The 11,785-nt window shown below is 73.5% G+C and carries 16 protein-coding genes; all 16 read right to left on the minus strand.

The features are described 5' to 3' along the window. Nucleotides 1-14: 14 nt before the first annotated feature. The 16 genes from ABZW30_RS23115 to ABZW30_RS23190 all read right to left on the minus strand — a co-directional run bounded on the left by ABZW30_RS23115 (nt 15) and on the right by ABZW30_RS23190 (nt 11,675). The gene (locus tag ABZW30_RS23115; RefSeq protein ID WP_355673052.1) at nt 15-830 is read right to left on the minus strand and encodes a DUF317 domain-containing protein; all 816 of its coding nucleotides are present in this window, start codon (nt 828-830) and stop codon (nt 15-17) included. Nucleotides 831-848: 18 nt separating this feature from the next. Next, nucleotides 849-1,640 carry a DUF317 domain-containing protein gene (locus tag ABZW30_RS23120; protein ID WP_355673053.1) on the minus strand — a complete coding sequence of 264 codons (792 nt, stop codon included), beginning with the start codon at nt 1,638-1,640 and terminating at the stop codon, nt 849-851. Between the two features lie 116 nt (nt 1,641-1,756). Continuing rightward, nucleotides 1,757-2,569 carry a winged helix-turn-helix transcriptional regulator gene (locus ABZW30_RS23125; protein WP_355673054.1) on the minus strand — a complete coding sequence of 271 codons (813 nt, stop codon included), beginning with the start codon at nt 2,567-2,569 and terminating at the stop codon, nt 1,757-1,759. A gap of 17 nt (nt 2,570-2,586) precedes the next feature. Beyond that, nucleotides 2,587-3,420, minus strand: a complete 834-nt coding sequence (locus ABZW30_RS23130; protein WP_355673055.1) for a hypothetical protein — start codon at nt 3,418-3,420, stop codon at nt 2,587-2,589. Beyond that, entirely contained in the window at nt 3,417-4,064 is a 648-nt protein-coding gene (locus ABZW30_RS23135; RefSeq protein ID WP_355673056.1) for a hypothetical protein, read from the minus strand. The genes ABZW30_RS23130 and ABZW30_RS23135 overlap by 4 nt, the downstream gene beginning before the upstream one ends. Beyond that, nucleotides 4,064-4,555, minus strand: a complete 492-nt coding sequence (locus ABZW30_RS23140; RefSeq protein WP_355673057.1) for a hypothetical protein — start codon at nt 4,553-4,555, stop codon at nt 4,064-4,066. The genes ABZW30_RS23135 and ABZW30_RS23140 overlap by 1 nt, the downstream gene beginning before the upstream one ends. Further along, nucleotides 4,552-5,301, minus strand: a complete 750-nt coding sequence (locus ABZW30_RS23145) for a glycosyl hydrolase (RefSeq protein ID WP_355673058.1) — start codon at nt 5,299-5,301, stop codon at nt 4,552-4,554. The genes ABZW30_RS23140 and ABZW30_RS23145 overlap by 4 nt, the downstream gene beginning before the upstream one ends. After that, entirely contained in the window at nt 5,298-5,888 is a 591-nt protein-coding gene (locus ABZW30_RS23150; protein WP_355673059.1) for a DUF4913 domain-containing protein, read from the minus strand. The genes ABZW30_RS23145 and ABZW30_RS23150 overlap by 4 nt, the downstream gene beginning before the upstream one ends. Before the next feature lie 139 nt (nt 5,889-6,027). Beyond that, entirely contained in the window at nt 6,028-6,741 is a 714-nt protein-coding gene (locus ABZW30_RS23155; RefSeq protein WP_355673060.1) for an HAD family hydrolase, read from the minus strand. Between the two features lie 29 nt (nt 6,742-6,770). Further along, entirely contained in the window at nt 6,771-7,973 is a 1,203-nt protein-coding gene (locus ABZW30_RS23160; RefSeq protein ID WP_355673061.1) for an MFS transporter, read from the minus strand. Between the two features lie 156 nt (nt 7,974-8,129). Then, nucleotides 8,130-8,435, minus strand: coding sequence for a hypothetical protein (locus ABZW30_RS23165; RefSeq protein WP_355673062.1), 306 nt, complete (start codon nt 8,433-8,435; stop codon nt 8,130-8,132). 263 nt (nt 8,436-8,698) lie between these two features. Beyond that, nucleotides 8,699-9,274, minus strand: coding sequence for a hypothetical protein (locus ABZW30_RS23170; RefSeq protein WP_355673063.1), 576 nt, complete (start codon nt 9,272-9,274; stop codon nt 8,699-8,701). A 450-nt stretch (nt 9,275-9,724) separates the two neighbouring features. Continuing rightward, complete coding sequence (locus ABZW30_RS23175; RefSeq protein WP_355673064.1) at nt 9,725-9,895, minus strand: hypothetical protein; 171 nt, start codon at nt 9,893-9,895, stop codon at nt 9,725-9,727. Next, entirely contained in the window at nt 9,892-11,070 is a 1,179-nt protein-coding gene (locus tag ABZW30_RS23180) for a DnaB-like helicase N-terminal domain-containing protein (RefSeq protein WP_355673065.1), read from the minus strand. Before ABZW30_RS23180 ends, ABZW30_RS23175 begins: the two co-directional genes overlap by 4 nt. Further along, nucleotides 11,070-11,303 (minus strand): hypothetical protein, encoded by a 234-nt coding sequence (locus ABZW30_RS23185; protein ID WP_355673066.1) that lies wholly within the window; start codon nt 11,301-11,303, stop codon nt 11,070-11,072. The genes ABZW30_RS23180 and ABZW30_RS23185 overlap by 1 nt, the downstream gene beginning before the upstream one ends. Nucleotides 11,304-11,333: 30 nt before the next feature. Next, nucleotides 11,334-11,675, minus strand: coding sequence for a hypothetical protein (locus tag ABZW30_RS23190; RefSeq protein WP_355673067.1), 342 nt, complete (start codon nt 11,673-11,675; stop codon nt 11,334-11,336). Between the last annotated feature and the right edge of the window lie 110 nt (nt 11,676-11,785).

Below are 11,785 nucleotides of genomic sequence, written 5' to 3' on the forward strand. Positions count from 1 at the left end.
AGGGTTAGTGGGCGTCAGCGGGCGGGGCCGGCGAGGGCGACCCTCGGGGGCGCCGACGGCCGGGTCGAGGTGGTGTAGGCGAGCGCGGCGGCGGGGGCGCGGGTCACGGCGGTGGAGCGGGCGGTGGCGGCGCGGATGCGCGCGACCTCCAGCGGGCTCGGCGCGGTGGGCGTCGCCGCGGCGCTCGCGGGCAGGCGCGCAAGCTCGTCGCGCCGCAGGTGCCGGTGCACCGGGGACGGGTCGAAGGCGGCGGCCGTGAGCGTCTCCAGCAGGGGCGCTGGCACGTGCGAGGAAGCACTGGCGTACCAGCGGCGCTGCGGCGGTCCCGACTCGAAGAGCCACCGTTCCGCGGTTTCGTCCATCTCCTCGGCGTGTGACAGGAAGCCGGGACGCGTCGACCGGGTGACGAGCTGATCGGGGCTCTGGAGGACGATAGGGTCCACCCACCGTCCGGCCGCCCGGCGCGGGGCGGGCTGGCCGGCGCCGAGGTAGGCGTTGGGGCCGCGGGTGAAGGCGTCGGCGAGGGCCGTGGTGAAGTCCTGGACGATCTCGGTGGGCACGCGGTCGTCGAAGGTGACCAGCCACCTGGAAATGGTCGGCTCCGGACCGGCGCTGATCTTCCAGAGCGTGGAGTCCCGGCCCTCGGGCAGGAACGCCAGGCGGGCCGTCAGGTCCGGCGCGGTGACGTAGGCGTTGCCCAGGTCGTCATTGGTGGCGGCCCACCCGGCCTCGATCAGCGGGGTGATGGCCTCGGTGACCTCGGCCTCTGCTCCTGCGAGGTAGCGCGGCCAGACGCGGTACTCCCGGGGCTTTTCGGGGGTGTGCGGCATGGAAGTTCTCCGTGGGGGTCAGCGCCGGCGCGCTCCACTGGGCGCCGGCCGTGCGGCGGGCGGGATGGCGGGGCCCTGTGGCGGGCAGGCGTGCGGACGCCGAGCCGGGGCTGGGGCGCGGCGGGCGGTGATGTGGGGCAGGTGGCGGGCGGGGATGCCGCCGAGGTCCCGCTCGACAGGTTCGAGGGAGCTGAACACGAGGGCGGCGCGTACGAGCGGGTAGAACGGCACGCCGATGGTGAAGTCCGCATGCCAGGAGAGGTGTTGCGGGTCGCCCGCGAGCATGCTCCACGACGGCGGGACCAGGCCGGCGGCCTCCGCGTCGGCGGGCTGGTGCCCGACACGGTGCCGGTAGAGGGCGGTCCCGTCCGGCGCGACCTGGTCGTGGAAGCCCATCGGGCTTTGGCCGGGCTGCCAGCCGCGGTCGGCGAGAACGGACGCTGGCGTGCCGGGCAGGTGGTGCGTCCCGCCGAGCAGGTAGTCGCGGTGCCTGCTGCGCAGTCCATCGACGAGGGCGATGGTGAAGGCGGCGGTGATCTCGGGGGGTGTGCCGGGGCCGAACGATGCACGCCACAGCGGCTCAGAACCAGCGGACGTATAGCCGTGAACGCTCCACGCCCCCGGGTGGTCGGGCGAGTCGGTGCCGGTGATGACGGCGGTGCGGCAGGGGCTGGTGAAGCGGACTCCCCCGTCCGGCGGACGGGCGCGGCTCCAGCCAGGCGCTTCGGTCAGTGGACCACTGGCGAGCCGCTGGTCACCGGGGCCGGCGAGACGAAGCGGATGAACGAGTAGAGGGGCGGCGGAGGACACGGGGGCTCCTGAACGTGGCGGGGAGCGAGCCCGCACGCCGCCGTAGGCGGGACAGCGTGCGGGCCCGCGGGGGCGCTGAGGGCGGGGAGCCGTTCTGCGGCGGGCGTTCACAGCGCTCACCACCCACGTGACGGGTAGGAAGCCGCCGTGGCGGCGGCGGGAATCCGCGGCTGCGGCACCAGGGCATGGCTGAACGGTGCGGAGGGAGCAGGGCTGCGTTGCAGTGCAGCAGCGGTCCGTACGGATTGCGCAGGGGAGCCCAGGGTGCGCGCGGCGGCCGGCACTGCTGGAGTCGCCGGGGTGGTGTGTCGGTGGTCCCACTGCTGGAGGGCGGTGTAGATGGGGCCGAGCGCCTGTCCGGCGTCGGTGAGGATGTAGGGGGCGCCGTGTCGGCTGTCGGGGCGCGCGATCAGGCCGTCCGCCTGCATACGGTTCAGCCGGGTTGCGGCGAACTGCGCGGGAGAGCCGAGGCGTTCGGCCAGGTGAGTCAGGCGCAGGCTCCCGTGCTCCGAGAGCAGGCGGATCGTCTCGGTGGTGTCCGCCAGCTGCAGGCGGCGCAGGACGTCCTCGATCCGGTCGTACCGTCCCTGCGGGGTGCGGTCGATGTGATTGGCGGACCACTGCGCGAGAGCGCGGTAGACGGGGCCGAGCGTGCGGGCGGCGGGCGAGAGCCGGTAGGGCGCCGTACGGTCGAACTCGCCGTCGCGGGCCACCAGGCCGGCCGTGGACATCGTGGCCAGGCGCTTGCTGACGTACGACTGGGACAGGGCCGGGAAGTGCTGGGTGACGTCGGAAACGCGCATCTCGGGGCCGTACTTGGCGATCGTGTGGACGACGTGGGTGGTCCACTTCGGGGCGAGCTGGCGTAGGACGGTCTCGGCGCGCTGAGCGTCAGCGGCACTCATGGCGGTGGTCGGCTGGGAGGACACGGCGGGCAGTTCCTTGTTCAACGGGTGCGGGAGGAGAGGGAGGGCCGGGCCGCTGCGGCCGAGGGCGCTGCCTGAGCGGGGCCGGCCATGGTGGGGGTGATGCCGCAGTAGAGGGCGGCGACCTGGCGAAGCCGTTCGGCGCGGGCAGCAGCGTTGGCCGCTGCGCCCGCCGGGGTGAGCGAGAGCATGTGACCGGCCCGGGAGGGAGAGGTGCCGGTGTCGACGACGAGGCCGGCGGCCATCAGCCGCCTGACGGTCTCGGCCTCGATCGGGGCACCCAGGCCGGAGCCCCGGATGACGCACTCGTCGCCGTGCCCGTTCGTGCGCAGCCACAGGTCGCCGTGCTCCACTTCCTGCAGCGCTGTTCGGGCGAAGCCCTGGCCGTCGTCCCAGGCGGCGATGGCGGACAGGTCCTGTCGGCCGCTGGGCCGGGTATGCGCGTTGTCCTGCTGGCGGTCCTGTACGGCGGCCGGTCCCCGTCCGCCGACTCCGTCGGCGCGCTCGTAGGCGTCGAGGGCATCGGTGAGGTGCTTGTGGGCGGCGTCCTTGCGGGCGGTGAGCAGGCCGACCTGGAGTGCAGCGGACTGCACGATGGCGTCGACGTCGCGCAGGGCCGCGCTTTCACCACGGGCGATCGGTTCCAGGCGGGCCATCACCGTCCTTGCCTGGTCGGTGAGTTCCTGGTTGAGGTCGTCGAGCTCGCAGGCGGCGTTGCCGACGAGCCGGGCGAGCGGCGCGTGAGGGTTGTCGTGCTGGTAGCGGGGACCGAGCAGGGTGAACGGATCGTCGATGCCGAGCCGGTCGTAGACGAGGTGGGCGCCGGGGTGGGTGAGCCGGTTGTGCGGGTTCACCAGGCCGTTTCCATCCGGGCGAGGAGGGAGCGGACCAGGGTGGGCAGGCTGTCGGGGCCCTCGCCGCCGAGGCGCACGAAGCTGACCGACTCGTCCAGGAGCCGGTGGGCGTCCTCGGTCAGGGCACCGATGATTTCCGTGCATGCTTCCGTGAACTCCGTGGAGGCGAGCAGGGCCTGGCCCAGGATCTGCAGGTAGAGACCGGGCGGGAGGGCGGCCTCGGCGGCGAGGGCGGTGATGGCCTGCCGGTCCTGCGGGGCGTAGGCCGACAAGTCGAAGTCCAGAACCTCGCCGGGGGCGGTGGCCGTGGCGTCGGCCGCTAGGCCGGCCTCGACGGCCAGGAGGTCGACGGCCTGGGTGAGGTCGGCGAGCGACTCGGTCAGCCAGCCCAGGGCGGAGGCGTAGGAGGCGAGGGTGAACAGGGTGGCGGGGGTGGTCGGCAGCCTCGCGTCCAGCAGGTCCTCCAGCCGGCTGGCGAGCGCGGTGATCACCTTCGGCCCGGCGGTGAGCGGCCCCAGGACGGGTTGGAGGTGGGAGCGCGACGGCGGGGTAGTGTGCTGGGCGGTGACGATGCCGGAGACGGCCTCGGCGGCCTCGGCGAGCCACACGGCGAGGTCGGCGTGCGTGGGGGTGGGGGTGGTCATCATCGGGCCTTTCGGGTGGCAGCGCCGGTGGCGAAGCCGGGGGAAGCGGTGGTGTAGGCGGGGCCGGCGGCGGCTGCCGGTGTCGGGCGTGTGGATCGGGCGCGGACTGCTCGGACGCGGGCTTCCTCAGCCGGGCCGAGGCCGGGCGGGATGTTGAGGCCGGTGCGGCCCAGGCGGTTCTGCGCGGAGTGGTAGACCGCGTAGTCGGCACGGGGGCCAGCGGCGACGAGGTGGACCTCGCGCCGGTGCTGGGAGCCGGTGGGGGCGTCGCGGAACTGCACGACCAGGCGGTGCGAAGCCCAGTCGTTGCTGACGCCGAGGTAGATCTTGTGGCAGCCCTCCAGCCGGCCTTCCAGGCGCGTGGCGACGCGCTCGCCGTGGACGAGGTCCTGAAGGTGCAGCAAGGCCTGGTCGCGGATGGCATCCGGCAGCTGGCGGAGATCCGCGATGGCGTCGGGATGGGCGCTGAACCCGAACTTGGCGCGGCTCACAGCGACTGCCCCCTCTCGGGCCGCGCGACGGCGGCTGCAGCGGGCGCGGACGCCAGCACGGAGGCAGCGTTGGCGGCGACCGGCGGGGCGGTGGTGCTGCGGGCGAGAGCGGCGTGAGTACGCAAGGCGTCGCGGCGGTACTCGGGTGCCTTGGGCAGCGGGGTGGAGCGGTGCTCCAGCCAGTCCTCGGCGGCAGTGTGGTCGGCGAAGGCCCCCTCGCGCACCGTGTAGGTGTACTGATCGGGCTGGAGCGACTCGATGAAAAGGCGGACGGGCAGGTCCTTGTCCTGGCGGTCGACGGCAATGTTCCAGCCCTCGGTGTCGTCGCCGTCGATGACCTGGTAGTCGACGACCTCAAGACGCTCGCCAGAGCGCCGGATGCGGTCCTCGACCCGGACAGACAACTTGTCGGCGGGGACGGGAACGTCGAAGGCCGGCGCGAGCGCGTCCGGAGGGCAGCCGCGGTTGACGAGCCAGTTCTGAGCGAACGCGACGGTGGCGTGCTCGGACCTGTGCATGCTGAACGTGCCCTGGCTGCTGTCGCGGACGACATCGAAGGAGACGATGTTGGCCGTGTTGGGGTGGCCCCAGGTGGCCGTGGTGTCGAAGGCGACGATGAAGCTGCGCTCGCCCGCATCGTGCTGGGAGATGGGCTGGAAATCGTCGACCCAGGTGTGGTCGTACACAAGGTCGGAGTGCTCGTCGGCGGCTTGCAGGCCGTCGAGGCGGAAGTCGAGGGTATTCATGCGGCGAGTCCCAGCTGGTCGGGCGTGGTCAGGACGCGGTGGGCCAGCCGGGACGGGCTGGTGGTGCAGGCGGCGAACGGGCCGTCCGGAGCGCGGAGCTGGAGCAGGGCGTGGTCCAGGTGGTCGCGGTGCCACGTCGAGGGCCCGCTCTGGCCGGCCTCGGCGGCGGTCAGCTGCTGCCACGCGAGCCACAGCGCGTGGAGGCGGGCGACGGCCTCCGGGTGCTCGTGCCACTTCGCGCACCACGGCCGGGTGGAACCGATCTCCCGGCCGTACACGGGCAGCAGGATGTGGGTGACCCAGAACGAGAGCTCGGCCAGCTCGGCGGCGTACTGGGCGCCGCCCATCGCGAGGATGAACAGCGATGGGGCACCGCCAGGTTCGCCCTCGGACGCGTGGTCCGGCCCGGTCGAGCAGGCCCCGGTCTCGTCGTCGGCTTCGGAGCTGAGGCGGTCGAGGATCACGCCGTGCTGGCGGACCTCGACCATGGTGCGGTTCAGTGCGCTGACGAGGTCGTCGAGGTCCTCGTCGGGGATGCGGATTGGCTCGGGCTCGGGGGCGCCCGGCATCGGGTGGGACTCGGACATGGCACATCCAGGGGGTTCGGACGGATGGGGAGGGCGGGGCCGGAAGGTCTTCTTCGGGTCACGGAAAGGGCTCCGGTGAAGCGGTCGGTGATGGAGATGGTCCGCAGGATCGGCGGTTTGGTCCGGCCGCCGATTGGTGCTAAGCGCAGGCCAGTTGGGCTCCGTGGTCCTGGATGAGGCGCAGGCCGAGGGCGACGGCGTCGGCGAGGGTGTCGGTGAGCGGGTGGCCGGCGGCGGCGAGCTTGGCGGGGTGGTGCAGCCCGCCGGTGTGCAGCACCGCGTACGCGCCGTTGGCGTGGGCAGCATTCGCGTCATCGACGGCATCGCCGACCAGCAGCACCCGGTGCGCCTGCTCGGCAAGGCCGAGGGCGGCGAGGTGAGCGGCGAGCGGGGCGGCCTTGGTGCCGCCGGAGGGCCCGGTGCGGCCCTCGATCCGGGTGAAGAAGTGCCCGATGCCGGCCTGTTCGACCTCGCGCACGAGGGTGTCGTGCGGGCACAGCGACAGCAGCGACTGGGTGAGGCCCGCCTCGTGCAGGGCGGTCATCAGCTCGGCGGCGCCTTCGCGCACGCGCACCGGCTGGGCGCGCAGGTGGGCGAGGAAGGCGTTGTCGCTGGAGATCCACTCCTGTTCGGTGATCGTGCGGCCGAGCAGGCGGGCGTAGAAGTTGGGGATCGGCACGGTGTGCTTGGCCCGGTAGGTCTCCCGGTCGACCGGGGCGCCGCCGAGGGCGGGCAGGGTCGCGTTCAGGGCGTCGACGTGGTCGTCGAGGTCATCCTTGACCGTTCCGTTCCAGTCCCATACAACGTGCATGCGGGTGGCGGGAGTTGCGGCGGTGAGGAGGGCGGTGTTCACGGCGGTGTCCTTCGGGGTGAGCGTGGTGGTCAGGAGGAGAAGCGGTCGTTGAAGCGGTGCAGCAGCCACAGGGCGAAGGCGGCCCCGGCGAGCGGGACGGCGGCGACGAGCAGCGGGGCGGTGGTGAGGGAGGCGAGGGCGGTGCCGGCGGCCTGGCCGATGCCGATGCAGGCGATCAGCCAGGCGAACGCCTCGGTCGCTTCGCCTTCGGGGGCGATGCGGTCGACGGTGAGGAACGCGGCGGTCAGCAGCGGTGCGAGGAAGGTGCCGGGCAGGACGGCGCTCAGGACGGCGACGGCGGGCGCGGGGTCGGGCAGCAGCGGCAGCCATCCGGCGGCGAAGCCGATCGAGGCGGCGACCAGGTGCTTCGCGGGGGCGCCGGGCCAGGCATGGCGGCCGTAGGCGAGGCCGCCGAGCATGCTGCCGATGGACAGCGCGGCCGGCATCACCCCGGCCAGCCACCCGACGTGGTGGCGCTCGGCGGCGGACAGCGCCAGGACGTTGACCGCGCCGAGCGCGACACCCGTGCCGATCAGCGCGGCGAACAGCACCCGAAGGCCCGGCACCCGCAGCGGACCCGTCCAGTGCATCGCTTCGGTGAACTCCGCAGGCGTCCAGGTGCGGGAGGGGCGGGCGGTGACGACCAGGCCGGTGCCGAGCAGCCCGAGCGCCGCGGTCGCCGCCAGCGCAGTGGTTGCTCCGGCTCCGGCCGCGAAGCCGGTGGCCAGCAGCGGACCCGCGATGAAGACCAGGCCCTGGGTGCTGCTGTCCAGCGAGAGCGCGGTGCGCTGGCGCCCGGCGTCGGGCAGCAGAACCGGCCAGAGCGCCCTCAGCCCGGCCTCCAGCGGAGGCGTCGCCAGCCCCGCGGCCAGCACCGTGAGTGCGGCGAGCACCGGGTGGCGCGCCGGACCGGTGCACGGCAGCAGCAGGAACGCCGTGCTCGCCGTAGCTGCGGCGGTGACGAGGATCTGGGCCTGGCCGTTGCGGTCGACCAGGCGCCCGAGCAGCGGCTGCCCGAGCGCGGAGGCGAGGCCGTACAGGGCGCCGAGGGCGCCGGCCAGGGCGAGCGGGCCGTGCTCGGCGCGCACGAGCAGCAGGATCGCTATCGGTGCCATGCCGGTGGGAAGGCGGCCGATCAGGGTGCCGCCCAGCAGGCGGGCGACGTACGGCGAACCCAGGACAGCGCGGTAGCTGCTGTCCTGGGCTGGGCCGCAGGCGGTGGTGGTGCTCAAGGAGGGAGTCCTTCGGTCGTACGGCCGGCGGCGCGCGGGCGCGCCGGACCGGGGCATGCGCAGGCATGACAGCCCCCTCGATTCGGTGCGGCTGCGGAGAGAAGAGTCCGCGGATTCCGGAATTTGGTACGGCCGGGAAAAAGAGGTAGAAGCCCCTCACCCGACGTGACAGCGCGGGCAGCGGGCGAAAGGTGGTGCCAGCAACTCCAGCGCCCTGGCCGCCTGTTGGGGAACGACGCCGTTGCCGAGGGCGGTGAGCTGGGCCGGGTGCCCGAGCCCCGGGGTGGCGGTCACCCAGCCCGGCGCAAGCCCTTGCATCCACTCGACGAACTCTGCGCGAAGCCGCCCGCCTTCGTCGGTGGGCGGCGGCGCCGGGCGGGTGAGCGTCTCCCATCGGGCGACGGCGCCGGCGTACGGCCCCCACCGTCCGGGGTCGAGTCGTCCAACGGTGCCTGCGGCCACAGCGGCAGTGCCACCGCTTCCGGGAGCGCGAGGCCGGGTGCCGGGGCGAAGACGGCCGGAGCGAGGCCGCCGCCGAGGGCAGGGTCAGGTCCCCGCCGCCGTGCCGCTGGTTCGGCGAGCCCTTTGCAGGGCGTTCGCCCGGGTGCGCAGGGCGAGCGACTCCTCGAAGGGTGAGTTCATGGCTGTTCCTGGAGGAGGGGTTGGCGGTGGTGAGGGCAGGTGGCGCCTGGCTGGTCAGCGGCCGGACGGAACCGGGGTGCATGTCAGTGGCCCCGGACACGCAACGTCGCAAGCTTGGTGAGGCCAGGTGCGGGTGCGGCTCGGGCGCGCAGGTTCGGCGGCGAGGCCAGTAGCGCGGCGAGTTCGTCCAGGGCGGCGGGCTGGTCGTGGGTGAGCTGGTCGGCGAGTTGCCGCAGCGCGCCAGCGGCGCAGACCAGGGCGTTCTGGGCGTCGAGGAGGTCGAGGTAGACGCTCATGCCCTCGGTCGGCACGTGTACCTGGCGGGTCCGGGCGACTTTGTGGCCGGTGGTGATGAGCGCGGAAGAGGCCAGGGTGATCGCGTGTGCGATCACCGGCGCGACCAGGGCGTCGCCGAGCACAGCGCGCTGGTACGCGCGGGCCTGATCGGCGTCCAGGTCGGCGGTTTCGCCGACGTCGCCGGCGCAGGAGAGGACGTACTGCTGGAGGCCGGCGAGAGCGGCCAGGACGTCGGAGGCCGTTTCAGGGGCGGGTAGACGACCGGTGGGGTTCAGGCGGGCCAGATGCCGGGCGGCATCGGCGAGCTGGTCGGCGAGCGCGTGGAGCTGCTCACGCTCACGCTGACCGGGGGCGAGGTCCATGACGAGGGGCTCCCGTGGGGAAGGAGGGGGTGGGGGTTGGTTCACCATGAGCGTGCGGCGGTGGGAGCCGGAGGCGGGGCGGCGGCGACAGCCCCAGTGGGTAGCGTGGCCGGTGCGGGAGCACCGGCCGAGCGGGCCCGGGCTGCTTGGCCCGTGCGTGCTGAGTGTCGATGATCCTCACGGTCGTCCGGATCGACTTCCCGGCCTCCGCGAACTCGCTGTGAGCGGTCGCGACCGCTTCCTCGATGACCTGGTTCGCGGTCTCCAGCGCGCGATCAACATCCGGTCGGCCGCGCAGCGGGGCGAGGTGGGTGATCATGGCCAGCTGGTCGGTGACCGCCCCGGGAGCCGAGGCCGCCTGGCCCATCCGGTCGACGACCTCGCCATAGGTCCAGGCCGTACGCAGCACATGCTCGGGGGGGCCTCGACGGCAATCCGGGTGTGGACGGCCTAGCCCATCTCCGCGATCAGAAGGCCGAGTTTGGTGATGTTCTGGTTCATCGAGGCGGCGTCCGTGAGCCGGTTCGGCAGCCGGGTCGAGGAGGGCAGGCGCGCCTGCTGCCCTTCCAGGCGAGCGGCCAGGGACTGCAGGGCGAGGGATTCGCGGACGGGGGTGTTCACGTGGGGCTCCGGTGGGAGTGGTGGGGGCTGGTGTGCTCGTGGACCCGCTGCGGGCCGGGGGCGGGTGGCGGTACGTGGCTCGGCGTCGGGCTCCCGCGGGTGCCCGGCCGGGCGGGGCTTCGGGCGAGCGCGGCCTGGATACGGGCAGCGTGGCCGGTGTCCGGCCGGGGTTGTGGTGTGGGAGGGGAGGCGGCTGTGCGCCAGCGGGCCCGCACCTCCTCCAGCGGGCCGAGGGCGTGCAGTGCGTGGCCGATCAGCTGCCCGGGGGCAAGGCGCCGGTCGTCGGCGTAGGCGGCGATCTGCAGCGCGGCGCCAGCAGCGGCGCGGGTCAGCGAGGAGCGCAGGAGCTGCTCGCCCAGCCACTCGGCCGAACCCGCCGCCCCGTCGCGCAGCACCGGAGCGAGCTGTTCCTCAGTGAGTGTGCCTTCGGCGAGCAGGCCGCGCCGCTGCACCTCCCACAGTGTGGTGACCGGGTCGATCGGCTCGCCCCGGTGGTGGAGCGCACCGAGGCAGCGGTAGAGCTGGCCGTGGCCGGGATGGGCGAAGTCCTGGGGGCGCAGCCAGTCGAAGACCTCCGCGATCGCGCCGTTCTGGTGGACGAGCAGGGACAGCAGGAACTGCTCGTCTGCCGCTTGGACCGCCGTGGGAGGTTCGACGGCTGCGGGGAGACGAGGCGTCCTCGGGGCGGTGGCCCGGGGTTGGGTTCCCCAGCGCTTCGCGAGATCGTCCAGGAGGCCCGCGAGCACGTCGGCCTGGGCGGCGGTGCCGTGGACCTCGTGCTGCCTGGCGTCCTCCCGGGCGATAGCGAGCAGGCGGTCGGTGTGCTCGGCGACGGTGCGGTGGATCGACCCCTCCAACACCATCCGCCCGTAGACCGGCGAGTGGGCGGGGCGCGGGCAGGCGGCCGCGAGGGTGTGCAGGTAGGAGGCGGTGAGCCCGCGCACCTGCTGGCCGGCCTCGGCGAGGGTGTCGGTCAGCCACGCCACCGGCACCGCTCCCTCCGCACCGAGGGCCAGGTGGCCTTCGGCACGGAGCTTTCGCAGCGCGGCGAACAGCGCCTGGTGGCCGGGCCGGTAGAAGTCGCGCGGCTCCAGCCAGTCGAGGCCGCCGAGCTGGCGGGGGTCGAGCAGGACCGCTCCGAGAACGGCCTGCTCGCCGTGGAGCAGCGGGTCCATCACGGGCTCCGGCGGTGACGGTTGCCGCGGTCGGCGCGGAGTTGGGCGACCGCGCGGTCGGCAGCGGCCTTCGCGGCGGCGAAGCGGTCCAGCTCACCGGTGAATGTCGGATCGGTGGCCAGGACCGAGCCGTCGCCGGTGATCAGCCACCACTGGCCGCCCCGGCGAACGACCGGCGCCCCGGCCAGCGGAGCCGAAGAGTGGCGGGCGGCAGACGAGTTGGTGTCGGACATGAAGACCTTCTGGGAGGTTTGAGTGGTGGTTCAGCGGCTGCGGCGGGTTGCGGCAAGGTCAGCCGCCGCGATGGCACCGGCCGGAACCGGCTGCGGCGCGCTCGGGCTCGGGGCTCGGGAGAGCGAGGAGGTGGTAGCAGCCCGGACCCTGGCCTGGTCCGATGCCGCGCGTACGGCCTGCGCGATGTCGGTGAAGCGGCGCCGGGAGGACTCAAGGCTGGACGGTGGTTCCCACACGTCAGCCTTGGCGGTGAGCGCCGGCGCGAGGGCGGCGACCTCATCGGCGGGGGCCGAACCGCGGGCGAGCAGCCGGACCTGCGCTGACCACAGCTCCAGGAACCAGTCCCCGTCATCCAGTAGGGCTGCCTGCACGTAGGCAGCCCCCTGGGCGCCTTGGTAGATCCAGGTGCCCCTGCGCGGTTGGCGCCAGCCGGGGCCGGCGAACGGCGGATCGGGTTCCCCGGCCTTGGACAGGTGGTCAG

It is taken from the genome of Kitasatospora sp. NPDC004669, assembly GCF_040609455.1.
GTDB lineage: Bacteria > Actinomycetota > Actinomycetes > Streptomycetales > Streptomycetaceae > Kitasatospora.

What these genes read in the sequence shown, in the direction of transcription:
- ABZW30_RS23150 (WP_355673059.1), bottom strand. Translation starts at nt 5,888, where the DNA reads ATGTCCGAGTCCCACCCGATGCCGGGCGCCCCCGAGCCCGAGCCAATC.
- ABZW30_RS23115 (WP_355673052.1), bottom strand. Translation starts at nt 830, where the DNA reads ATGCCGCACACCCCCGAAAAGCCCCGGGAGTACCGCGTCTGGCCGCGC.
- ABZW30_RS23170 (WP_355673063.1), bottom strand. Translation starts at nt 9,274, where the DNA reads ATGGACCTCGCCCCCGGTCAGCGTGAGCGTGAGCAGCTCCACGCGCTC.
- ABZW30_RS23185 (WP_355673066.1), bottom strand. Translation starts at nt 11,303, where the DNA reads ATGTCCGACACCAACTCGTCTGCCGCCCGCCACTCTTCGGCTCCGCTG.
- ABZW30_RS23180 (WP_355673065.1), bottom strand. Translation starts at nt 11,070, where the DNA reads ATGGACCCGCTGCTCCACGGCGAGCAGGCCGTTCTCGGAGCGGTCCTG.
- ABZW30_RS23145 (WP_355673058.1), bottom strand. Translation starts at nt 5,301, where the DNA reads ATGAATACCCTCGACTTCCGCCTCGACGGCCTGCAAGCCGCCGACGAG.
- ABZW30_RS23135 (WP_355673056.1), bottom strand. Translation starts at nt 4,064, where the DNA reads ATGACCACCCCCACCCCCACGCACGCCGACCTCGCCGTGTGGCTCGCC.